Origin of the sequence: Psychrobacter sp. PG1, from assembly GCF_014897815.1 — a bacterium.
Taxonomy (GTDB): domain Bacteria; phylum Pseudomonadota; class Gammaproteobacteria; order Pseudomonadales; family Moraxellaceae; genus Psychrobacter.
In genome coordinates this window covers 60,549-84,949 of record NZ_JABUZG010000083.1, presented here as the reverse complement: position 1 = coordinate 84,949, position 24,401 = coordinate 60,549, and the positions used below count along the sequence as shown (strand labels likewise).

At 43.6% G+C, this 24,401-nt stretch carries 24 protein-coding genes; 17 read left to right on the top strand and 7 right to left on the bottom strand.

The features are described from left to right. Positions 1-92: 92 nt before the first annotated feature. The 4 genes from INT03_RS12980 (at position 93) to thiS (ending at position 2,419) form a co-directional block, all read left to right on the top strand. Entirely contained in the window at positions 93-548 is a 456-nt protein-coding gene (locus tag INT03_RS12980; RefSeq protein ID WP_193009274.1) for a sulfurtransferase TusA family protein, read from the top strand. 241 nt (positions 549-789) lie between these two features. Next, entirely contained in the window at positions 790-1,653 is an 864-nt protein-coding gene (gene rpoH / locus INT03_RS12975) for an RNA polymerase sigma factor RpoH (RefSeq protein ID WP_198329691.1), read from the top strand. Between the two features lie 63 nt (positions 1,654-1,716). Continuing rightward, positions 1,717-2,094, top strand: coding sequence for a DUF423 domain-containing protein (locus INT03_RS12970; protein ID WP_193009272.1), 378 nt, complete (start codon positions 1,717-1,719; stop codon positions 2,092-2,094). A gap of 124 nt (positions 2,095-2,218) precedes the next feature. Continuing rightward, positions 2,219-2,419, top strand: coding sequence for a sulfur carrier protein ThiS (gene thiS / locus INT03_RS12965; protein ID WP_045443372.1), 201 nt, complete (start codon positions 2,219-2,221; stop codon positions 2,417-2,419). 237 nt (positions 2,420-2,656) lie between these two features. Here thiS and hpf read toward each other — a convergent pair whose 3' ends face one another. Further along, positions 2,657-3,025 carry a ribosome hibernation-promoting factor, HPF/YfiA family gene (gene hpf, locus INT03_RS12960; RefSeq protein ID WP_045443369.1) on the bottom strand — a complete coding sequence of 123 codons (369 nt, stop codon included), beginning with the start codon at positions 3,023-3,025 and terminating at the stop codon, positions 2,657-2,659. 428 nt (positions 3,026-3,453) lie between these two features. Next, positions 3,454-5,109, bottom strand: coding sequence for an RNA polymerase factor sigma-54 (locus INT03_RS12955; protein WP_193009271.1), 1,656 nt, complete (start codon positions 5,107-5,109; stop codon positions 3,454-3,456). 313 nt (positions 5,110-5,422) lie between these two features. Between INT03_RS12955 and INT03_RS12950 the strand changes: the two genes are divergently transcribed. Continuing rightward, a complete protein-coding gene (locus INT03_RS12950; protein ID WP_193009270.1) occupies positions 5,423-6,322 on the top strand; it encodes a nitrilase-related carbon-nitrogen hydrolase in 900 nt (299 codons plus the stop codon). 41 nt (positions 6,323-6,363) lie between these two features. Here the strand turns inward: INT03_RS12950 and INT03_RS12945 are convergent, their stop codons facing one another. From INT03_RS12945 to lptM, 4 genes are all read right to left on the bottom strand, one after another. Then, a complete protein-coding gene (locus INT03_RS12945; RefSeq protein ID WP_226950236.1) occupies positions 6,364-7,398 on the bottom strand; it encodes a tyrosine recombinase XerC in 1,035 nt (344 codons plus the stop codon). A gap of 14 nt (positions 7,399-7,412) precedes the next feature. After that, positions 7,413-8,300 (bottom strand): diaminopimelate epimerase, encoded by an 888-nt coding sequence (gene dapF / locus INT03_RS12940; protein ID WP_045443366.1) that lies wholly within the window; start codon positions 8,298-8,300, stop codon positions 7,413-7,415. Between the two features lie 262 nt (positions 8,301-8,562). Further along, positions 8,563-9,918 carry a diaminopimelate decarboxylase gene (gene lysA / locus INT03_RS12935; protein ID WP_193009269.1) on the bottom strand — a complete coding sequence of 452 codons (1,356 nt, stop codon included), beginning with the start codon at positions 9,916-9,918 and terminating at the stop codon, positions 8,563-8,565. A gap of 93 nt (positions 9,919-10,011) precedes the next feature. Then, positions 10,012-10,296: an LPS translocon maturation chaperone LptM gene (gene lptM, locus INT03_RS12930; RefSeq protein WP_193009268.1), complete on the bottom strand. Its 285-nt coding sequence runs from the start codon at positions 10,294-10,296 to the stop codon at positions 10,012-10,014. A 674-nt stretch (positions 10,297-10,970) separates the two neighbouring features. Here lptM and INT03_RS12925 point away from each other — a divergent pair. The 10 genes from INT03_RS12925 to INT03_RS12880 all read left to right on the top strand — a co-directional run bounded on the left by INT03_RS12925 (position 10,971) and on the right by INT03_RS12880 (position 21,907). After that, positions 10,971-12,203, top strand: a complete 1,233-nt coding sequence (locus INT03_RS12925; protein WP_055123535.1) for an acetate/propionate family kinase — start codon at positions 10,971-10,973, stop codon at positions 12,201-12,203. A 214-nt stretch (positions 12,204-12,417) separates the two neighbouring features. After that, entirely contained in the window at positions 12,418-14,574 is a 2,157-nt protein-coding gene (gene pta / locus INT03_RS12920) for a phosphate acetyltransferase (protein ID WP_193009267.1), read from the top strand. Between the two features lie 281 nt (positions 14,575-14,855). Further along, complete coding sequence (locus INT03_RS12915; RefSeq protein ID WP_193009266.1) at positions 14,856-15,770, top strand: nicotinate-nicotinamide nucleotide adenylyltransferase; 915 nt, start codon at positions 14,856-14,858, stop codon at positions 15,768-15,770. Between the two features lie 141 nt (positions 15,771-15,911). Further along, a complete protein-coding gene (rsfS, locus tag INT03_RS12910; RefSeq protein WP_193009265.1) occupies positions 15,912-16,325 on the top strand; it encodes a ribosome silencing factor in 414 nt (137 codons plus the stop codon). Between the two features lie 225 nt (positions 16,326-16,550). Then, positions 16,551-17,333, top strand: a complete 783-nt coding sequence (locus tag INT03_RS12905) for an MOSC domain-containing protein (protein WP_193009264.1) — start codon at positions 16,551-16,553, stop codon at positions 17,331-17,333. A gap of 203 nt (positions 17,334-17,536) precedes the next feature. After that, on the top strand, positions 17,537-18,412 hold the full coding sequence (locus INT03_RS12900; protein ID WP_193009263.1) for an N-acetylmuramoyl-L-alanine amidase: 876 nt from the start codon (positions 17,537-17,539) through the stop codon (positions 18,410-18,412). Positions 18,413-18,456: 44 nt separating this feature from the next. After that, the gene (locus INT03_RS12895; RefSeq protein WP_193009262.1) at positions 18,457-19,197 is read left to right on the top strand and encodes a pyridoxine 5'-phosphate synthase; all 741 of its coding nucleotides are present in this window, start codon (positions 18,457-18,459) and stop codon (positions 19,195-19,197) included. Positions 19,198-19,317: 120 nt separating this feature from the next. Continuing rightward, on the top strand, positions 19,318-20,508 hold the full coding sequence (gene kbl, locus INT03_RS12890; RefSeq protein WP_193009261.1) for a glycine C-acetyltransferase: 1,191 nt from the start codon (positions 19,318-19,320) through the stop codon (positions 20,506-20,508). A 77-nt stretch (positions 20,509-20,585) separates the two neighbouring features. Next, on the top strand, positions 20,586-21,611 hold the full coding sequence (gene tdh, locus INT03_RS12885; protein WP_193009260.1) for an L-threonine 3-dehydrogenase: 1,026 nt from the start codon (positions 20,586-20,588) through the stop codon (positions 21,609-21,611). Positions 21,612-21,730: 119 nt separating this feature from the next. Beyond that, positions 21,731-21,907 carry a hypothetical protein gene (locus INT03_RS12880; RefSeq protein WP_193009259.1) on the top strand — a complete coding sequence of 59 codons (177 nt, stop codon included), beginning with the start codon at positions 21,731-21,733 and terminating at the stop codon, positions 21,905-21,907. A gap of 138 nt (positions 21,908-22,045) precedes the next feature. On the opposite strand, the gene INT03_RS12875 is transcribed toward INT03_RS12880, so the two are convergent. Beyond that, complete coding sequence (locus INT03_RS12875; protein WP_193009258.1) at positions 22,046-22,990, bottom strand: STM4504/CBY_0614 family protein; 945 nt, start codon at positions 22,988-22,990, stop codon at positions 22,046-22,048. 345 nt (positions 22,991-23,335) lie between these two features. On the opposite strand from INT03_RS12875, the gene INT03_RS12870 reads away from it, so the two are divergent. Both INT03_RS12870 and INT03_RS12865 read left to right on the top strand, forming a co-directional pair. Next, positions 23,336-23,740 (top strand): hypothetical protein, encoded by a 405-nt coding sequence (locus INT03_RS12870; RefSeq protein WP_193009257.1) that lies wholly within the window; start codon positions 23,336-23,338, stop codon positions 23,738-23,740. A 184-nt stretch (positions 23,741-23,924) separates the two neighbouring features. Continuing rightward, positions 23,925-24,326 carry a hypothetical protein gene (locus INT03_RS12865; protein ID WP_193009256.1) on the top strand — a complete coding sequence of 134 codons (402 nt, stop codon included), beginning with the start codon at positions 23,925-23,927 and terminating at the stop codon, positions 24,324-24,326. The last annotated feature ends 75 nt before the right edge of the window (positions 24,327-24,401 follow it).

Here is a 24,401-nt window from a genome sequence, read left to right as displayed (position 1 = left end):
GTGTCATTTATGAATTACAGGCACTGTCATTGCGTGTTTGCGAATGTTCAATACAATCTAGTACAAATCAAAATATTTATAAGGTTTATTTTATGTCTGCTGATCGTCAGTCAACCACCGTATATTCGCCTTATTCTATAAACTTATCAGCAGATTTGTCTGATACTGAGCAGCAAGACATCAACAACCTGTTAGACTTGTTACCAGCACATACTGTCACTACAGATCATGAGGCGAATGAAACGCAGCCCATTCATGTCCAACGTTTCGTCGATGGTCGCGGACTTGCTTGTCCAATGCCGCTGTTAAAAACCAAAGTGGCATTACGTGACGTCACGGCTGGCGGTTCATTATATGTGGTCGCAACTGATGCCAACTCACAGGCTGATATCACCGCTTTTTGTCAACAAAGCCAGCAAACAAATGCCGCAAGTCAACTGCGATTAATCGTTAGTAGCATGACGGATCAGCCATCAGCGGATAGCTTATCAGCACAGCGTTTCGATACAATATATCACTTCATCATTACTAAAACTGATAGCAACTAAGTGTCGCTATCCTTTACAATTACAACTATAAAGATTTTTATCTGACTATTTGCGTCACTATTTAATCAAGGTCAAGAATATGGCTAATAATTCTATTGATACGGCAAAAACGAATAAAAAAGATGAGGCAGCTCCTATAAAAAACGAAGCACGTGATGCCGCATTAAAAGCTGCCGCCCAACGTCCACCTTATGATGCTAGCGCCTTAGGCGATACTAGCACCCGTGACTTAGTGCCAGCGATGCCGACTCATTTGTCAGCGCCTGGGGTCAATTTGGGCGCTTATATCAACACGGTGCACCAAATCCCAATTTTGACACCAATCCAAGAGCAAGAGCTGGCGCATCGTTATTATGATGAAGGCGATGTAGAAGCGGCGCGTCTGCTCGTGATGTCGCACCTGCGTTTTGTGATTCATATTGCCCGCAGCTACTCGGGTTATGGTTTGCCGCAAGCAGACTTAATCCAAGAGGGCAATCTGGGACTAATGAAAGCTGTAAAACGCTTTGACCCTAATAAAGGTGTGCGTTTGGTGTCATTTGCTGTGCATTGGATTAAAGCAGAAATCCATGAATTTGTGATTCGTAACTGGCGCATTGTCAAAGTCGCGACCACCAAAGCGCATCGTAAACTATTCTTTAACTTACGTAGTCTCAAAAAAACCAACAACCAGCTAACGCTAGAGGAGGCGGATGCCATTGCCAAAGACTTGAATGTCACACGCAAGCAAGTGTTAGAAATGGAGTCTCGGCTTACCTCTTATGACGCCTCGTTTGAAGCGCAATCTAGCGATGACGACGATGGACGTTATGCACCGCAGCTATTTTTAGAAGATGGTATCGATCCTGCCGAGCAGTTAGAAGAAGCAGATTGGGAAGAAAGCAACTCATCTGCATTGATCGCGGCAATGGATACCCTTGATGAGCGCTCACGCGATATCGTCGAGCAGCGCTGGCTCTCTGAGCAAAAATCAACCTTACACGAATTGGCAGCCGTCTACTCTATCTCAGCAGAACGCGTACGCCAAATCGAAAAAAATGCCATGGACAAAATCCGCGAGGCAATGACCATTGATAGCGTTATTTTGCCAGACGATATTCAGTAGCAATTACCTATCAGTAGTGCCTGTCTTTCACCAGCGGTAGTTTTTAGATAATACGAGTTTGTCATGTTAAATTGGATAGGCATTGCGGCGATCAATATGGCCATCGCCGTCGCTTTAGGGGCGTTTGGGGCGCATGGCCTAAAAAACATCGCCAGTGCTCAACAACTCGAATGGTGGCATACTGCAACACTGTATTTGTTTATACATGCGCTGGGTTTATTACTGGTTGGTCTGTTAATTCGCCTAAGATATGCCACGCAAACCACCGCATGGCTATTACAAATTGGCGTAATAATATTTGCTGGTAGCTTATATGCAATGACACTTGGCGCACCACTTTGGTTTGGCGCGATCACGCCTATCGGTGGTGTACTAATGATTGCAGGTTGGCTATGGTTAGCAGTGTCATCATTTAAAATGAACAAATTGGTCGCAAAATAGCCAGTTGAATAAGCAATAATTAAATTGCATTTTAGAGCATGTCTTCATTTTGAAAATAGAGATAAAAATGAGAACACGCCTTAGTACGCACAAAAGGATAAAAAATCATTAAGGAGTATACTTTATGAGTACCATTATCGTTAATGGTAAGAAACTACAGACTACCCATCAGACCGTGCAATTGGTCATCAATGAGCTTGGTCTTAGCCAAGGTCGTTATGCAGTAGAAGTCGATGGTGAACTGATTCCAAAGAGTGAGCTTGCCCAATTAAGTATCGCTGAAGGTATGAATATTGAAGTGGTACAAGCAGTCGGTGGTGGCTAATTAGCTAAAATGATGATCTGTTGATTTGACAATGAATGTGCTTAAAGAAATGTATTTAAAGGTGGGTTTTTAAAAAATAACTGCTCATAAAAAAGACCTCAACGTAGCAAACGTTCGAGGTCTTTTTCCGTTTTAGGCAATGTCATTTAGAGATATCTAAAAATGCGGCTATTTATACTATTTATTATTTCATCAGCCAGTAATCATTAACCTTTAAATATCCTAAACTCTATAACATTAAACTGCTGGAGCAGCATCGTCTGTCATCAGCTCTTCATAGCGTCCATCACGCCCAGCACCCTGAGTCTTTTTGCTCTCCAACTTGGTTTTATACTTGCGTACTTGTCTATCAAGTTTGTCTGCCATCTCGTTAATGGCTTTATACATATCATCGTCAAGCGCTTGGACAAACATCTCTTTACCCGAGACTCGCATAATCGCTTCAGCCTTATGGCTCTTTATAGCACCGCTGTTATCTAATGATAAAATGACTTGAATACTTTGAATTTGATCAAAATGACGACCAATTTTATCAAGTTTTTCTTGAACAGCTGCGTTCATAGCGTCGGTAACACTGATATGGTGACCACTGATAGAAACATTCATATTATTGTCCTTTTATTATGACTTACATTGTTGCCTACGTTGTTGCTTGCGTTGTTACTTACAATCAACAGATGAGCCAGCATTCCTGCTTTTTCACCCTGCCTTACCAACAATGAATGGGGTGTCTTTATTTATCAGCGCCTTTAGTAATCGATACTTTTAGCAAAAATCGAACGTATCCTTTCGTTGTCATTTTGATTAATGAGATAAGTAAATACGCTGAATCGACACTTAGATTTCGTTGTTGGTATGACTCTAATTTGTCATGAATATCGAATAGTAGCAAGACAGTAAAGTGTAATTAAATGTAATAAAAACGGTTGTTTCCTAAATGTTTCTATATAATCAGAAAATTTTATTTTTTATATTTATCAAGAAATATATTAGCGATAGCACGATTTCTCTCTTAACTCATTGAATTGTGACATTTAATATTTCTGTTTACGCTGAGTAGACGAGCCAATATTCATTGCTTCACGATATTTGGCCACGGTTCTTCTGGCGATATCGATACCTTCGGATAATAAACAATCTTTTATGCGACTGTCAGATAATGGCTTTTTGGCATCTTCATCGGCTATCAATTGCTTAATCATGGCGCTAATGGCAGTCGATGAAATATCGCCGTCGGTACTGCTGACATGAGATGAAAAGAAATGCTTGAGTGAAAACAATCCCTGCGGCGTCAAAATTGTTTTACTGGTGGTTAGACGTGAAACGGTCGATTCGTGCAAATCCACTTCTTCCGCAATGGCTTTTAGGATGAGCGGTTGCATGGCAGTCGCGCCATGCTGCAAGAACTCTTGCTGATAACGCACGATACTGGTTGCCACTTTTAATAGGTTTTGATTACGCTCTTCAATACTACGAATAAACAAGCGGGCATCGGTGAGGTTTTCACGCAGATATTGATTGTCGGGGCTGTCATCACCGCGCTTCACCAAATTGGCATATTCTTGATTGACTCTTAGCTTTGGCATGGTGTCAGGATTGAGGCGCACATACCAGCCGTCCTCTTGCGTCGATGTACCTGAACTCGTCTGACTATGATGGTGACGTATAGGCGTGACTAAAACATCAGGAATATCATAGCTAGCTGGCGACTGAGTATAGTCTGGTTGGCTGCTTTGAAACAGCAAGCCAGGTGACGGATTCAAGGTACGCAGTAAGTTAAGCGCGGGGGTAATCTGTGCAGGCGCGAGTCCAGTCCGCTCAGTCAATGCTTTGATGTTATTGCTCACCAAATGCTCACTGGCTGACAATAATGCTTGCGCTTCTTTTAGATGATCAGTATTTGCATCGAGCTTGGACAACTGAATCGCTAGGCACTCACTGAGATTTCGCGCCCCAACACCCAGCGGATCGCAAGACTGAATAACACGTAAAACAGCCATGACTTCATCGTGCTCAACAGATTCATCCCATTGATAAAAACTTGCCATCGTATCGAAGCTTTGCAACAGCTCATCGATATCAAGCCGCACAAAACCCATGTCATCCATAGAGTCCATCAGATAGGTTGCAATCAACATGTCCGCTTCTGAGAGATGCTTAAAGTTCAGCTGCCAACGCACGTGGTCTTGTATGGTGGCAGAAGTGCCGCCTTGATAACTATCAAAATCCTCGTCACTTTTGCTCCCCGAACTGCTCGGCGTAGATGCATAATTACTGCTATCAACACTACTTTCAAAGCTACTATAGTCGTCACTATCCATCGTATGATTGTCTATGGCACTATCATCGATACTGGTTTGCTGTAATTTGTCCAAGCTATCACTAAAGTCTTCATCTGGTTCAGAGTTGTGGGTATTACTCTCAGAGGTTGCACTAAATGAGTCAATATCAGCGCTCTGGTTCCAGCTATCAAGTGTCAATGACTCATCTACTCTATCGCCGCTGCCATAATCGTATTCATCTTCATCATCCTCAATACGTTCAAGCAATGGATTACTATCCAGCTTGGCCTGAACTTCTTGCGCAAGCTCAAGACTAGAGAGTTGCAGCAATTTAATAGCTTGCTGCATTTGCGGGGTCAGTTTTTGTGAGGTGCTCAGCGTGGTCGCCAATCCGAAAGACATACTCATGGGTGGCTTATTACACTCCGATACTGGTGATAGTCTATATATGTTGCCACTTAAAGTAGCGAGTTAACGTTATCAGGACATGACGATAGCATTTTTCGTGGCAATTTTGCTATGATAATTTATAGACGGTCCAATACGCTTATTGCTTTCTACTTATAAAACTCTATAAATTTAACCGTTTTAGCATGAACTGCTAAACAATAAACAACCAAATCTTGTTGATAATAATAAGGCTATATAAAAAATACAAGGTACATGACACAAAACCTTCGAGCCAATTGAACCACTCTTAACATTAACCGAGAATAATACGATGAATGACCAAGCAAATAAACCACATCTTGTCACTGCTGCGATTCAAATGAATAGCCAGCAAGACATCGAAAAAAACGTAGCGGCTATAAAATCTGCCATCAGCGATGCCAGTCATCAAGGTGCTCATCTTGTTGTCTTACCTGAAAACTGCTGTAGCATGGGCGAGCAATTTGCCACCGCAGAGCGCTTTGATACGCTATCAGCGACGATAGCAAACTATGCCAGTACTTACGGTGTCTATGTGCTGGCAGGCTCACTGCCCTGCCCTTATCGCCCTGATGGCGTCATCGTGCCTGATGGCAGACTGCGCCAAGTCAGTCAGCTATTTGCCCCTGATGGCACGCGAGTGGCACGCTATGACAAAATTCATCTATTCACGGCGACGGTAGCAGATAAACATGGCAGCTATAATGAAGCAGCGACGTTTGAGCCCGGTACACAGACTGTAGTTGCAACAATAGAGAGTGATCATGCTGCCTATCAGCTCGGTATGATGGTTTGTTTTGATTTGCGTTTTCCCGCATTGGCACAGCGCTTACGTCAAGCAGGCGCTGACCTATTAAGTGCGCCATCGGCATTTACTTATTTAACGGGGCAAGCACATTGGTCGCTGTTACTTCGCGCGCGGGCGTTAGACAGTCAGTGCATGGTCATTGGCGCAGCACAAGGCGGCGCCCATGTTTATAAAAACGGTGATATCCGTCAAACGTGGGGGCATACCACTATCACAGCTTTTGATGGCACGATTATTAACAGCTATGATGCGAGTGCACTAGATAAAACCACGGGTAACGAAAAAAACCAAGATTATGCTTTGATCTTGGCAACCTTAGACAAACAGACTCAACAGCAAGGCCGCCAAAAAATGCCCATTTTTGACTGTCATCGTTTGGCGTAAGTCAGTTTCAATACTGAATAGTAAGTATTGAATATCGAATATTAGGTGTTGTTTTCTTCGGTCCGTGTATGAGTCGCGCGCGGATGAGCGCGATCATAGACTTGCGTGAGTTTAGCAAAATCGACATGGGTATAAATTTGCGTGGTACTGATATCGCTATGCCCAAGCATTTCTTGCACCGCGCGCAAATCACCACTGCCCGACAGCATGTGCGAGGCAAAACAATGACGCAATAGATGCGGATACATATTTTGTGCGATGCCGGCACGGGTAGCCGCAACTTTGAGACGCTGCTGCACTGCCCGTGTCGATAAACGCGTACCCAATTTTTCACTAATAAATAATGCGCTGTCCATTTGCTCCACCCACAGATTACGATGCGGTAGATAACGGCTAATCGCTTCTGCTGCCTTGACACCTAACGGCACCAACCGCGTTTTATTGCCTTTACCTGTCACGCGCACGCGCAGGTCTGACAAATCCACATCGCCCATATCCAACGCGACCAACTCGCCTACGCGCAGACCGCTGCTGTATAGCAATTCAAACATCGCCTTATCACGCAGCCATAGGCGCGCTTGTTCGGGTGTATCAGGCATCTCTTGGTCAAGCAGCTGAGTGAGCAAATCAACATCAGCAATAGACGGCAGCGGTCGAGGACTACGTTTGAGCTGATAGCCAGTCGTTGGGTTAATACGTGCCAAGTTCTCTTCTATCAACCAGCCATAAAAATGGCGAATGGCTGACAGCTCTTGCTGGACGCTGGCAAGTGCGAGCTTGTCTTCATCCAAGCGTTGGCTGATATGCTGGGCTAATTGGCGTTTATCGCAGCGCGTCCACGTCAGGCGTTTCCCACGTAAAAATAGCGCCAATTGGTTCAGTCCTGCAAAATAAGCGGTCAACGTATGCGGCGAGTGATTGCGCACCGACAAGACATTAAGCCAACGATGCACGGGCGCTAACAAATCACGTAATGCAGCATCCGACTCTATAGCCGCGGCGTGCTCGACTGATAGCCATGCTTTTGCCTCAGAATCTGAGGTAGGCTCCATCGTATGATTGTTTTTATTGGACATAGCCCTATTATCCATTAGCCTTCTGGATTGGGCTTGATGCCCGCTTGTGCCATCAGACCATCTGGGCTAAATACGCCTTCGTAAACAAAGGCGGTCGGACCGGTCATCATCACTGAATAACCCGGCTGCCATTTGATGATCATACTGCCACCATAAAGCTGCGCACGCACGTCTTCGCCTTCATCGAGCCAGCCCTCACGGATACCAACCGCTACTGCGGCACAAGCGCCAGTACCACAGGCTTGTGTCTCGCCGACACCGCGCTCATAGACACGCAGACGAATGTGACGCTGGTTCATCACTTGCATAAAGCCGACATTGACGCGGTCGGGAAAGGCGGGATGCGATTCGATGGCTTTGCCTAAGGTTTCAACGTCGGCATCGAGCACGTTATCAACTTTGATAACGGCATGCGGGTTGCCCATATTGGCAACATAAAGCTGTACAGGAGTGCCATTTACATCGAGATGATAGGCGTTTTGAATTTTGGTTGTGGCTCTGGGGGTAAAAGGAATCTCGCTTGGTTCAAATTTCGGCTTACCCATATCGACTTCGACCCAGCCATAACGATCAGTGGTCAATGAAATGATGCCGCTTGCCGTCTCAACACGCAAACGCTGTTTAAATGACAGTTTACGCGCTTGCACAAAACGAGCAAAACAGCGCGCACCATTACCGCACTGCTCAACTTCTGACCCATCAGCATTAAAAATGCGATAACTAAAATCAACGTCAGGACGCATTGGTGGCTCAACGACGAGCAGCTGATCAAAGCCAATACCCAAATGACGGTCACCCAGTAACTGTACCAAATCCTTGGTCAAATCTAAGCGCTGAGTCACCAAATCGATGACCATAAAATCATTGCCCAAACCATGCATCTTCGTAAATTCTATTAGCATATCCTTGTTATCCTATCCTATTTTTATGTATGTCTTATATTAGCACGCTGTCAGATACAATCATAACTATCACCGCTATCAAATACTAAGTTAACACGATGCTAAATCTACCTTGTACAGCCAAACTGATATCTCTCATTAGAGCAGGCCATAAAAAAGCCCATCATCATAAAGACAATGGGCTTTTTATTTAGGGCATGCCCTCAATCTAAACGAAAACGCCTAAATGGGCTAAAAATGGCTAAATCTGTTGGTCACCGATTTATTTACCTTGCCACAATACTTCGTCTGCATATAGTGCTTCAATGGTTTCGCGTTTGCGAATCAGTTGATGGCTATCATCGGCTACCATTACCTCACTAGCACGCGGGCGTGAATTATAATTACTACTCATGGTAAAGCCATACGCACCAGCGCCTGTGATTGCTAAAACATCGCCTACCGCGAGCGACAATAAACGGTCTTTCGCTAAAAAATCACCCGTTTCGCAAATAGCGCCAACGATATCCCATGGCTGCGTGCCATCAGTGCCGATGCCATTCTCAGGCAAAACACTTGGAATGACTGCCATTTCAGCTTGATATAACGCCGGACGAATCAAGTCATTCATTGCTGCGTCAACAATGGCAAAGTTCTTATGTTCCGTTGGTTTGAGTACATCAACCTTGGTCAATAATATCCCAGCATTTGCCACAATACTGCGACCCGGCTCAAAGAATACCGTTAAGCCAAGCTCGCTAAGTTTCGGTAATAAAGCTTGGGCAAACTCGTCGATAGATACTGGCGTCTCATCGATATAACGCACACCCAAACCACCGCCCAAATCGATATGACGTAGCTCAATACCTTTATCACGTAAGTTATGTATCAACTCAACCACTTTATCCAATGCCGCGACAAATGGCGCAACTTCAGTCAACTGCGAGCCAATATGACAGTCAATACCGACGATATCGATATGAGATAATTGCGCCGCTTGCTCATAGACGGCAACTGCGTCTTCGTGGGTGATACCAAATTTATTATCTTTTAGCCCTGTTGAAATATACGGATGCGTCTTGGCGTCGACATTGGGATTAACCCGTAGTGAAATTGGCGCAGGTTTATCCAATTTCTGTGCCACATCATTAATCAAAGTCAGCTCGCTGATTGACTCTACGTTAAAACAACCAATACCTTGGGTCAGGGCATACTCGATATCGCTATAGGTTTTGCCGACGCCTGAGAATACCACACGTGCAGCTTCGCCCCCTGCCGCCAATACCCGCATTAGCTCGCCGCGTGAAACGATATCAAACCCTGCGCCTGCTTGCGCCAATATACCAAGTACAGCAAGGTTAGAATTGGCTTTTACCGCATAACAAATCTGATGCGTTAAACTGGCAAAGCTATCGCTATAAGCTTGATAGACATCCAAAATAGCTTGTTTTGAGTAGACATAGCATGGCGTACCATAGTGTTTGACCACGTCAGCAATACTCACCTGCTCCATATACAATGCACCATCGTGATAATCTAGCGCGGGTAAATGGGCGGTTAAGGCTTGAGGATTAACATACAAGCCTTGATCAGTTTGGATCGTGACAGATTCGCCAGTTTGTTGCTCAGAATGACTCATATAAACATCTCTAATTTCATCAGGTTACAAAGTTAAAAAAATCTTAGGGTGCACACCGAAATCTCGTTGACGGCATTGATTCTTTAATCAGAATCAATAATCATTCGGGTCTTCACTAGGTTCCGGTAGCTTAAAATCATCCATTTCTTGATGACTATCATCTTGTGTCGAATAGGTACTACCCTGTATGCCAGCGCTATCCGTAGCTCCTTGAACCGTCTGGCTACTAGCGTCGGCGAGGTATAGATTGCCTTTTTGACCGCAACCCGTCAAACCCATCATCATCACCCCACTAATAATAAAAGTGGAGATAACACGGCGACCAAGATCAGCGACATTAGTGTGCTCAGTTTTCGAAAAGCGGTTAATAGTAAACATAGAATAGAGAACCTGTGACTTTGCAATGGCATGAGGATGATAAAAAGCACGAGTCATAAAGGCGATAGATCAAACCTTATAGACAGCTAAATAAAAGCTATCGCCATCGCTAAAAAATGACAATATGACTGCTTTGGATAATAGCATTATTACATAATGCTGTGTGCATACTGAATATCCCTAATCAATAAATTTGGACGAGTTTGGTTTTTCTAAGTTTTTCTAGACTGTGCGACTGCCATTTACTAAGCGAGCGTTGATACTAGTGGTCTTAATGTATCGCTATAATGGTAAAACAGCCTATTATATTTACTTAGACAAATTTTCTTACAATTTATTATGAGTTACTATATTTGGCTGTAGCAGCCGACAAACCCTAGCGACACTCGGTGTACAGTTGTATTGTCTATACCACATTCTATCGATTTAACCCTTATAGTTATCGTGGTATAGCCATAAAACTATGGTACATTATGTGTAGACCTTGCGACTGTGTTGAGGCGCTAGCATGCGACTTAACAAGCACTGATCAATAGTGCCAGCCCAAGAGTGACCAGAATCAGCAATGTACTTGCTTGACCTATGTCGGCATGGATGCGGCTGGTTTTTGTTTATTCAACCGGTACTCGTCTGTGATGAGTCACCCTTTACAAAATACAATCTAAGGACAGAGTATGAGCGCCAGCCTAACCACCACTTTTGATGACAAAAACACCGAAACATCGAACCTAATCAATCCCACCTTAGTCCTCAACTGCGGTTCCTCTTCTATCAAATACGCGCTGATTAGCGAAGACAATTCTATTCGTATCACTGGTTTGGCCGAAAACTTAGGACTCGATACTGCTCGTATCAAACACACGACGTTAAATGGTGATAAGCTGGAAATCTCTATCTCAGGTGGTCGTCATCAGTTAGCATTACAAAAAATCCTTGAGCTATTAGAACAGTATCATTTCATCGCCGTTGGTCATCGCGTGGTTCATGGTGGCCGTGAGTACTCTGCAGCAGTCCGTGTCGATGAGCACGTACTGGACGAAGTAAAACGCTTAAAAATACTCGCGCCACTGCATAACCCTGCCCATGCTTTAGGTATCGAAGCGGTACAGGCGATTTATCCTGATATTCCTCAAGTCGTCGTCTTTGATACAGCCTTTCACCAAACCATGCCTCCTGTTGCTTTTCGCTACCCACTACCAAAAGCCCTATACGAAGAACACAAAATCCGCCGTTATGGCTTTCATGGTACGTCTCATGCTTACGTCTCAGAGCGTGCCAGTGAGATTACAGAGTCTAAAGGCCCACATGGTTGGCTTACAGCGCATCTGGGCAATGGCTGCTCGGCGACTGCCGTTTATGATGGCAAAAGTTTCGATACCAGTATGGGTCTGACCCCGCTTGAAGGGCTCATGATGGGTACGCGTAGTGGTGATGTTGACCCAAGTCTACACATACACCTAAAGCGCCAGCTTGGTATGAGCTTGGAAGAGATTGATGCCATGCTCAATAATGAAAGTGGTCTATTGGGTGTCTCAGGATTGTCTAATGATTTACGTACCGTCGAACAAGCGGCGAACGAAGGTCACGCAGATGCTAAGCTCGCTATCGAGATGTTCTGTTACCGCGTCGGTAAATATCTTGCCAGCTTAAGCTGCGCGCTGCCAGAATTCACAGGCATTGTCTTTACGGGTGGTATCGGCGAAAACTCAGTCACCACCCGAACCAGTATCCTAGAAGTGATGCGTCATTTCGGCATAAAAGTAGACGCTGACAAAAATGCGAGCTTGTTTGGTGGTAGCGAAGGCAGCTTCCACGCAGACGATAGCAGCATTGAGCTATGGGTTGTGCCAACCGATGAAGAGTGCCGTATTGCTCAAGAAACACGTGAAGCATTGGGCTTACTCTAAGCTCGAGATTTTTTATAAGTTGCTTATATTATAAGTTACTTGTAATTTTCTCATAAGCTTCTAGTCGCCTTATAAGCTTTTATTCATTAGACGTTTTGGATTGTTTTTTGCCCAGCGCTTCTTATACATAGCCTATGATGAGAAGCGCGACGTTTTACTCATTCCAGCAAGGATGAAGTGAGCTTTAAAAATATAATAAACCGTAGGATACTTTATGCAAACCATTTTACTAGTTCCCATCAGCCGTGGTATCGGCGTAACGTCAGCAGCGCTTGGATTGATTCGCGCTCTTGATTACAACGGTATCAAAGCGGGCTTTATGAAGCCATTTTTGCAAGATGATACACTTGATAAGCAAAACAGTTTAGACAGCTCAAGCGCGTTAGCAATGCATGCTTTTGGTCTGACGCCACCTAAATCTATCAGTCGGCAGCGTGTTGAGCGTATGATTGGTGATGGTAATCTTGATGACTTGATGGAAGAAGTGGTCGTCAATTATCATACTCTGGGCGATGATTACGATGTGGTGATCTGTGAAGGCTTAGTACCGACCACAGAGACCTCTTATGCCTCGCAAATCAACCGGGCGATTGCCCATGCATTAGATGCTAGAATCATCTTTGTTAGCACCGCTGATACCAGTAAACCGGCCTATCTGGCTGATAAGCTTGACGTTCACGCTCGTGAGTTTGGCGGCATCGCCCATGAGCGCACACTCGGCGCGATTTTGATGCGTGTACATGACTTGCCAAATGCGCAAAGCACCGTAGAAAATCAAATCGTTGCCCCTGGTGAAGCGGTTGTGAGTTTAGATGACGGCTTTATGCAAGAAGTCCAGCGCCTATCACCGCATTTTAATACTGATGCGTTCCGTTTAATCGGGGTGGTGCCATTCAGTGATTCACTGTCCGTGCCTCGTACGTGGGATATCGCCACTGAGCTTGATGCCAAATGGCTCAATGTCGGTGAAGCTAAGTCACGCCGTATTAACCGCATTAGCCTAACCGCACGCTCGGTCGCACGCGTCGATGAGGTGTTTAAACGTGGCACTCTTATCGTCGTACCGGGCGATCGAGATGATTTACTATTAGCAGCAGGTTTGGCTTGTATCAATGGTATCCCGCTGGCAGGATTGGTATTAACCGGCGGCGTCGAGCCGAGTGCAACCGTCGCTGAGCTATGGCAATCTGCCCTCAAAACAGGCATCCCTGTCATGAGTGTCGAAAGCGACAGCTATGAGACCGTACAGAGCCTCATGCACATGAGCGCAGAGATTCCAAGTGATGATACTGAACGTGCTGAAGAAGTGGCTCGTTATGTCGCCGCCCATTTAGATCTTAGCTGGATTAAAGACTATTTTAGTCAAAATCATGAGCCGCGCCTCTCACCATCTGCATTCCGTCATCAAGTGGTTAAAAAAGCACAAGACGCCAAAAAACGCATCGTGCTACCAGAGGGTTCTGAGCCGCGTACGGTTGAAGCCGCTTGTATCTGTCAAAGCCGCGGCATCGCCAACTGTGTACTACTCGCTAAGCGTAGTGATGTCGAGCAAGTGGCTAAAAATCTCGACTTAGTTTTACCTGAAGGTCTTGAAATAATTGACCCCGACACGCTTGATATGGATAAGTATATCACTGCAGTAGTCGAACGCCGTAAAGGTAAAACCAGCGCAGAAGTCGCGGCTGAATACTTAAAAGACACCGTATATCTAGGCACGACCATGCTACAGATGGACGAAGTCGACGGCCTCGTCTCTGGCGCGATTCATACCACCGCCAATACCGTCCGTCCAGCGTTTCAGTTGATTAAGACCGCACCGCAATACTCGCTCGTATCATCAGTATTTTTTATGCTGCTACCTGAGCAAGTGGTGGTCTACGGTGACTGTGCCATTAATCCTGATCCAAATGCCGAAGAACTGGCTGAGATTGCCATTCAATCAGCACAGTCTGCTGCCGCCTTCGGTATTGATCCAAAAGTTGCGATGATTAGCTATTCTACAGGCTCATCAGGAACTGGTGCGGACGTCGAAAAAGTTACACGCGCGACCCAAATCGTCCGCGAGCGTGCGCCACACCTAAAAGTCGATGGACCACTACAGTATGACGCCGCTTCTGTCATGAGCGTCGGCAAGCAAAAAGCGCCTGATTCACCGGTTGCTGGGCAAGCCAATGTCTTTATTTTCCCAGATCTCAATACGGGCAATACCACTTATAAAGCCGTACAACGTAGCGCCAATGTAGTGAGTGTTGGCCCAATGCTGCAAGGTTTGAATAAGCCAGTAAACGACTTGTCTCGCGGAGCCTTGGTCGATGATATTATCTACACCATCGCCCTTACCGCTATTCAAGCTCATAGCGACGCGATTTAATTGCATTAAAATGTAGGACTAATTGCGCTATAAGTAACCGACTATCAACATGATGGTCGGTTTTTTATTGGCTATATTCATAACTGACTTTTTTAAAAATTTTCATCACGGATATCTAAGTGCTCATTTTACCTAGTATTTCAGCGCTTTTAATGACAGATGCCCGCTTGCCCTCTACAATAGCGTTACCATCGAAGCATTTAACCTAAAAAGGTCAGCTGATAAAAGGGTAAAATGCATCAACGACAACGTGCCTCTTATCTATTTTTACGCATTTATTTATGCCAAATACCAGCAAAAATCCTCAAAAAAATACACCTGCGCCAGCCATTCGTGCTTATCTTGGCGGCTCATTTGATCCCGTACATGATGGTCATCTGCAAATGGCGATGACTGTTTATCAACGTTTGCTACCGATAGCCAAGCAGCAACAGCGCACGCTGCACGTGTCACTATTGCCCAATGCGCGCTCTCCCTTTAAAGAAAAAAGTACAGATCCTAAACACCGTCTGGCGATGTTAAAGCTTGCGACACTCAACACACCGCTACAAATTAATGAGCTTGAGCTGTGGCAAACACCGCCTGTTTATACCATCGATAGTGTACGCACGTTGCGCCAGCGTTATCCGTATGACAGTCTAATATTCATTATCGGTATGGATAGCGCGCTGAGTTTGAGCAAATGGAAAAACGGTTTAGAGCTTACGGATTATGTCAATCTTTGGGTGTTTAATCGTGATGACCTGTCTGATATTAATAATAAAAATAATCGCCTGTTGGCAACCACGACTCATTCCACGAAAAAAACGTTAGTCGCGCAGGATACGATGAACTTGCACATCCAATTACCTGCGCAGCTGCAATCTTTACGCATCGATGCGCCTATTGATTTATTACAGCCCACCTCTCAAGCATCGACCAATAGCCGTCTCTTGAAAAACACACATCAAGGCCACATTTATATAGACTCGCATCCTATCGCCACGATATCCAGTACACAGATACGCCAACAGTTGCAGCCGACGGAAAATCGATCGAATATAATGTCCGCAGCGGCAAGGCAAATGACATCTATCGCACCAATAAATGATATCATAGACAATACTGCACCCAATCCATTAGCTAAATGGCTAAATCCTGCTGTTTATCAATATATTATCGCCCATCAGCTATATTCTGCTGCTCAATTCCGTTAAAATCGCCTTATCTTTGTCATTTTGCCCATCCAGTCTCTACAGCTGACTGGCGACATCTAGTCCATTCGACAATGCCAACGCATGCAAATTGACGATTTACCTTTTTATTTTTAATATTGACGATTCAAGAGATCAAAATTTATGACCAACACCATGACTGAAGAACGCTTAAAAGAATGCTTAGCCGTTGTTGAGACCGCTCTAGATGATATGAAAGCGAAGAACATCACCGTAATGAATGTAGAAGATTTGACTGACGTAACCGAACGCATCGTTATCGCTGACGGTACTTCTAAGCGCCATGTACGCGCGATGGCTGACAATGTCGGCGCTGAAGCGAAGCAAGCGGGCTTTATGCCACTTGGTCGCGAAGGCGGTATCGACTCTGACTGGACATTGATTGATCTGGGCGCTGTCGTCGTGCATGTAATGACGCCGCAAGCCCGTGAGTTCTATGACTTAGAAGGTCTATGGTCATCACCTGAGCAATTGTCTGAGCTGGTCGCTGTACCACGTGAAAAGAAAACCGCTGGTCGCCGCAATAAAAATAAATAATTTTATTTATTTTCATAACGCTGTGAAAACCAAAAAGACCAGATATGTATTCTGGTCTTTTTTTGTCTAAAATTTACCGTTCTAATACCCTTTCACCTACTACTAAATTTTAAGCAGCTGAATGCTTAGCATTAGATGAATGATTAAGCTAAGATAATACGCATTATTAATACCAGTATTAAAGTAGCCTCTCCCCTAATAAATCCCTATAGATTAGGAAAACCTATGAACTTAGAACCTATAAATATAGCAACGCTAATATCTTCTACCCCAAAAAATGTAGCCGACTTTAACCAAACCCTGCCGCTACATATCGCCAATCTAACCTGCGTCCGCGCTGGCAAAGCCATGCCATTCACCCGTGAAGAAATGAGCGCCATCGATAAAGCGCCAATTAACGCACCTGTCGCGGTCAACTTTATGGGATTAATTACTGACGAACAAGCCGATCGCAAGCATCATGGCGGCCCACTCAAAGCCGTTCATCAATTAGCGACGGCTACTTATGAGAAAATAAATGCAGAGTTTGGTCTAAAAGTCCGCGTCGGTACATTGGGCGAAAATCTCACGACTGAAGCCGTCAATGGGTTGCCTGAAATGACCGAATCTACGGTTTGCATTGGTGACGTTTTTGAATATGGTAATACGGCTACTAGTACAGATGATGTTGATAATTTACAACTGCGTATCGTCCAACCGCGCCGCCCCTGCTACAAGATCAATGATCAGATCGGACAGTTTACCAGAGTGCCAAATATCGCGGCATGGGTCAGCAAACAAGGTATCGCTGGTTGGTACTTTCAAGTCGTGACAGATGGTCTAATTAATGCGGATTTGCCAGTTTACTTGAGAGAACGCCCTTATCCATTCGCCACGTTAGAGAAGCTGTGGCAATTGTCTAATTCAAAAGAGAAGTTTAATGCCGAGTTGATTGAGCCATGGCTTGCGATTGAGTGTTTAGAAGAGAGTTGGAAGAAAGTGTTGGCGAAGAAGATTCGCAAGAATTAAAAAAAACTTTCAAAGATATCTCGATCTCATCTATCTACTATCAATAAAAAAATAAAGGCAAGTATAGTCAATCCTATATAAATCAGATACGGTGTCAGGCTCGCTTAGTCTACTATTTGTAGTACTTTCGCTCGCCTTCCTTATATCCAAATTATATTGAAACGACTATATCAAAGCTTACCTTTATTCACACAGAGCATTTCATGGTAAAAAACATCTTTTTAGCGTTTGGCTTAACACTGCCCCTGATTGGCTGCGTGACCATAACCTCTCCAGTCGCGACCACCGAAAGCTACATCGTGGACAGTAAAACCCACCAAGCCACTGGCAAAAGCGAGCGCATCAAAACCATTGTGCTGCACTATACGGTGTCAGACAATGACCGATCGATAAAAACACTGACCACAGGCAAGGTCAGCGCGCACTATTTAGTGTTAGATAATGACGATGATAAAATTTATAATCTAGTACCAGAAAACGAGCGCGCTTGGCATGCGGGTGATGGCGGCTTTGCAGGTAGAACTATCCTGAACGATACCTCTATCGGCATCGAAATCGTCAATGCAGGGATTGCGCCTGAGTATCAAAGTGCCCTAAAAGACGGCAAGTTGGCGTATCATCCTTATGAGCATTATGTGGCGTTTGATGAATTGCAGATTAAAAAGGTCGCGGAGTTGGTGCAAGATATCACCGCCAGATATGATATCTCACCAAAAAATATCATCGGTCATTCTGATATGGCACCCTCGCGCAAGATTGACCCCGGTGCAAAGTTCCCTTGGGAGCAACTGTATAAGCAATATGGCATCGGCGCTTGGTATGATGACGCTGATAAATTTGCGTTTATGGACATAGACACATTTGCAGCGGCAACGATACCTGAGATGAAGCAGCAGTTTCGTGACTATGGCTATCAGATTAACAGTAGCGACGAGTGGGACAAAGTCAGTCGCGATGTCGTCTATGCGTTTCAGCTGCACTTTCGACCCCGTAACCCAACAGGAACGGTAGACTTAGAGACTTATGCTATTTTAAAGGCATTGAATAAGAAGTATGCTGATACCAACGATTTTTATTAACCCTTTCATATCATCAATAATAAACGAGCTGTACAAGGAATTTTATGAGCACATTGTTTAGCGTAAATTTGAATAAATTGGCTTTAATCCGTAACTCGCGCGGTACTGATTACCCTAACCTGTTGACCTTTGTGAAGAAGCTGATTGATCTAGGGGTTAAAGGCTTTACCGTACATCCACGCCCTGATGAGCGTCATATCAGATACCAAGATGTCTATGATATCAGTGCATTTTTAAAGGACTATCCAGAGATTGAGTTCAATATCGAAGGGAATCCAAACGAGCAGTTCTTGAAGATTATCCGTGAAGTAAAGCCGCATCAATGCACGCTCGTGCCAGACAGTGACGATCAGCTGACCTCGGATCATGGCTTTGATATCATCAAACATCATGAATTCTTATCAACGTTAAGCAAAGAGCTAGAAGCGTTTGGTACGCGCTGTGCGGTGTTCATCGACCCTGATATTGAGCAAGTCAAAGCAGTCATCGAGAGCGATGTACAGACGATCGAGATGTATACCGAAGAATGGGCGCGTGCCTACAGTAATGGTAAGAGCGGCGACCAATTCGATGAGGTCAAGCAACGCTTTAGCGACTGTATTAATCTAGCCAATCAAAACGGTATCCGCGTCAATGCTGGTCATGATTTGAATTTGGATAATTTGGCTGACTTGCTCGCGCTTAGTGATATCGCTGAAGTGTCGATTGGTCATGCATTTACGATTGAATCACTGGAGCAAGGCATGGATAATGTCGTGCGTCAGTATTTAGCAATTTGTGGTTAACCCGTATTAATACGCAAATAGTTTGGTTCTATCAGCAGTCCTAATATCTGCATTGTTAGGGTCTGTTGAACATTCAACAGACCTTCAGAAAATACCAATAATATTAAAAAAGGAATCTTTATGTATCAAGACTTTCAGAAATACCTACAACAAGAAATCAGCGACATACGGGCGGCAGGACTGTATAAAACCGAGCGCGTGATCACCTCTCCACAAGATGCACTCATCAAGATCACTGATGGCCGTGAGGTGCTTAACTTCTGTGCCAATAATTACCTTGGACTGTCTGATCATCCTGAGATTAAAAAGGCGGCTATCGAAGCCATCGAAAACTCAGGTTATGGCATGTCATCGGTGCGTTTTATTTGTGGTACGCAAGATTTGCATAAGCAATTAGAAGCAGCGATTTCTAAGTTTTTTAATACCGAAGATACGATTCTTTATGCGGCCTGTTTCGATGCCAATGGCGGTGCTTTTGAGCCCCTGCTGACCAGCGAAGATGCCATTATTTCTGATTCGTTAAATCATGCCTCGATCATCGATGGTGTGCGCCTATGTAAAGCGGCACGTTATCGCTATGCCAATGCGGATATGCAAGATTTAGAGACGCAATTGCAAGCGGCGCAAGCACAGCGTTTTCGCTTAATTGTCACCGATGGTGTGTTTTCGATGGATGGTAATGTCGCGCCAATGGATGAGATTTATGCGCTGGCACAAAAGTATGATGCCATGGTAATGATTGACGAGTCGCATTCAGCAGGCGTGGTCGGTCACACTGGTGGCGGCGTGACTGAATTGTTCAATCTACGTGGTGATATTGAGCTGATCACTGGTACTTTAGGCAAGGCCTTTGGCGGTGCTATTGGCGGCTTTACCACGGGTAAAAAAGAAATCGTTGAGATGTTGCGTCAACGCTCACGCCCGTATCTGTTTTCAAACTCCATTCCTCCTATGGTGGCAGCGGCTGGGGTAAAAGCGTTTGAGATGCTGTCACAAGACAATACCCTACAAGATAAATTGCATGAAAATACTGCCTATTTTGTGAAGAAAATGCAAGATGCGGGCTTCGATATCAAGCCCACTGCATCGGCAATTTGTGCGGTCATGCTTTATGACGCCAATGTCTCGCAGCAAATGGCAGATGCGCTGCTTGAAGAAGGCATTTACGTGATTGGCTTCTTCTACCCTGTCGTACCCAAAGACGAGGCTCGCATTCGTGTGCAGCTCTCTGCCGCCCATACTCGCGAGCAGCTAGACCAGTGTATCGCCGCCTTTATCAAAGTTGCTAAGCAAATGAAAGTGATTGATTAAGCGTCGTTCGGTATTTGTTCGATATTCACTCGCTAGATTCAACCATTAAGCACAACACCGTTAAATAAGAGAAAAGTATGAAAGCACTGGTTAAAGCCCATGCCAAAAAAGGCATCTGGATGCAAGACATGCCAGAACCTACAGTCGGCATCAATGACGTTAAAATAAAAATTAAAAAGACCGCCATTTGTGGGACAGATTTGCACATTTATAAGTGGGATGAGTGGTCACAAAAAACCATAAAGACACCGATGATTATCGGACATGAATACGTCGGTATCATTAGCGAAATGGGCGATGGCGTGAAGCATTTTGAAGTGGGTGACCGAGTCACAGGCGAAGGACATATCGCTTGCGGGCATTGCCGTAACTGCCGCCGTGGCAAGCTGCATGTCTGCGAAAACACCATCGGCGTGGGCGTTGATCGCGATGGCGCATTTGCCGAATATTTGGTGATACCTGCCGATAATGCTATGAAACTCGATGAGCGTATCAGCGATGAGATGGCAGCCATTATGGACCCCTTTGGCAACGCCACTCATACTGCCCTTTCATTTCCTCTACTTGGCGAGGACGTGCTGATTACAGGTGCGGGGCTAATTGGTTCCATGGCAACGGCGATTTGCCGATTCGCAGGGGCGCGTAATATTGTGGCGAGTGATATCAGTGATTATCGCTTGGAACTTGCCAAAAAAATGGGCGCGACGATGACCGTCAACCCAGCCAAAGGTGAAACCATCGAAGGCGCCATTGCTGAGTTAAAAATGCACGGCTTTGATATTGGGCTGGAGATGTCAGGCTCGCCTCAGGCTTTTGATTCAATGATTAGTAACATGTATAACGGCTCTAAAATCTCTCTCTTGGGCATTTTGCCTAACACCACCACGGTAGATTGGAGCAAGATTATTTTTAAGGCGCTAACCCTAAAAGGTATTTATGGCCGTGAGATGTGGGAGACGTGGTATCAGATGGAGCAAATGCTGATTAGTGGTATTGATCTATCGCCTATCATTACCCATCGCATGCACATTGATGACTTTCAAGAAGGCTTTGATATCATGGAAAGTGGGCAATGCGGTAAGGTGATTTTAAGCTGGGATTGATAACGTAGTGCGTCAGTATTTGATGAGTCGTGATTAGGATTTACATTCTCACGACTGATAAAACGGCACTGATTTCAGTGCCGTTTTTTTTATGGTAAAAATCATATGAGGGATAAACTATGGGCGATTCTGAAGCCGAAAAACTTGAAAGTTATTTAGCAGAAAAAGCCAAACAAGATCAGGAAAAAGAGCAAGCGTCTGAGCCGCTCTCTGCCTATGATGCTTGTGTGCTAAAGGAAAGCGCTAAAATTCATGAGTTGATTGCTGAGGCTAAAAAGCGTTCAGAGGATAAGTAGTAGTTTTATTGCAAAACTACTATTTCACTGGATTACAGTAATATGTTTGTACTGGCCAAAAGCAAGGGTTCAGCAACCAAATGCTATGTCTTCTTCGTATTATTTACACGCAAGAATATAACCTTCCTTTCCAAGGAGTCACTCTAAAGCTTGTTCCGCTTTTGCAAGAAATAATATTGTAGATGCTGTCATATGAAGTATATAACTTGCTAAATACTCTGGAATTACCTTCTCATCATTGCCTTTGCCATGGCTACCAAGCTTATTGCGAGGTGTTGCTATACTAGATGTTAATAGACTTTTAAGGGAATTAAAGTGGCTTTGCCAAAAATCGGGGATCAAGTTATTATCCATGCAAATATTAACAAGAGTATTAGCCGTAGCTTTTTTATCGTATTCCCACCCTTGAGTATCGCAGATGATTAACATAGTACTTTCAAAAGCTTTTAAACATTCGCTTAATACGTTTCCGTAATCACCATGTCTATAATGCTCGTGAGCTTTCAAAAATTCTTCTTGCGCTCCTTTATACATCGATTTATTGAGTAACTCTAAAGCAGGTTTTACCACTTCAGCATGAATTAGCTGTGAATCTACTCGTATAATTTGTCCATTTTCATACTGATAACCGATACCATTTTCTTTAAACCTAATATTCGTCTCTTCAATTGCCGTAGATTCATCATAATCTACAAAATCTTTACCTTGGTATGATAGTATCGCTTGGCACATTAATTCTAATACAGTTAAAGCCAATTCGATATCATCTACATTCAAAAAATATTTTGATATTTTACGAAAATGACTATCATAAGTTTCATGCTTAATAGGTAATTCGAACAGTCCTAGCTCTTTTAACAAGATCCTATGTATTTCTTCATACGCTCGTCTTGAACCTATATCTCTACCTACCAACCTTTTAGTATTATTATGAATTATTGATGGGTCAGGTTCTATCGTTTCTTTCCAAATATGAACAATCTGTACTCTAAATTTTTGAGGCAGTTTCTCATACTGATAAACATCACCATACTCACCTCGTTCACGCATGCGGCGCTTAAAATATAAATCTGTTATAGCCATATATTTTCTCTTATGGTAATTTTCAATATCAGTAGTATTTAGTCGCTATATTACAAAATTTGAAAGTCATAGTATTATACTTTAAACTCAATAGTAGACTTTTTTTGAAGCTGTAGTATGGAAGATTATATTTTTTGTCTTAAACTATTAGATTTTTACTTTAAAAAAAAGGTGAGCTTAGTGCTCACCTTTTTATTTTAAAAAATAGCTATCAAGAATAGTATTCTAAACGAACTTAGTCGCTCTTAATGAAGCAACTAAAAGTGTCAAGAAGCTTTATATCTTACTCAATTCATTTTGTCTAAAGTCTATTTTTTAGATATCAAACCAGTACAAGGAAAAAACATGCAGATCGAGTGTCCTGCTTGTAAAGAGATTAATCAACTAGAGCATGAAAATAACATAGCATGTGCGAGTTGTAAAAACACACTAGAAGGATACTTTTATAAACGTTTTAAAAAGCCAATTATATTAACCTCTTTCGTTATCTCTTTATCTGCATTTGGAGGGTATGAAGTTGGAAAATTTATATCAGATGATCGATACCCAGTGGCAACAGAATATGAGTTAATTAATGCATGCTCTTCTGGTCGACTCCATGCATTATCTCGCGATTCTGTTAAAGAAAAGACTGCTCTGTGCATATGTGCATTAGAAAAAACAATGGATGATATCAGTCAAAGTGACATTGGAGGAAACGAGAAACAATTTGTTTCTCGTTTTAGGGAAAATATTGCTGCTTGCTACTAACTATTTGCCACGCGGTGAATTGTTACCACGACCACCACCAGAAGGATTACCTGTAGTGCTTGGGCCGTTTGGTGGCGTATTGCTTGCTGCTTGTACATTAGTAAATTTCAACATAGTTATTACTCCTTTAAATTAAGTAGATGTCCTTGAGGACAAAACCATATTAACTAATGGAAAAAGACAAATGAGGACAACAAGCGAAAATAGGACAGGAAAATGGGAAGAGAGTAAGCAATTAATCTTAGAAATTAAGAGAGTTTGCGAACGACTTGGTTGGTCTCAAAAAAAACTTGCTGAAAAAATTTATTTAGAATTAAATGATGATGATAATGAAAAGGCTATCAAAGCTTTTTCCTCTACTTTCGTGAAGCGGTTACAACGCTCTACAACGCACCCAGAGCAACTCAAAGAATACCTTTCAATCATATCAAATCTGCCTGAATTTCAAAAAGCCGATATAGTACGTAACCAATACATTCCTCTCGGACACTTGAGTGACTTCATTCAAAAAGAAATTCTTAGTATTTCGAGAGGATTGGATAAAAAACTGCATGATATAGAAATAGAAAAAGATTGGGAAAAATAACCCGTATCAGTCTTGTGGTAACTTAATAAAACCTCCTATAACAGTACACTACGTAAGGTTCACCCAGTCCACCGG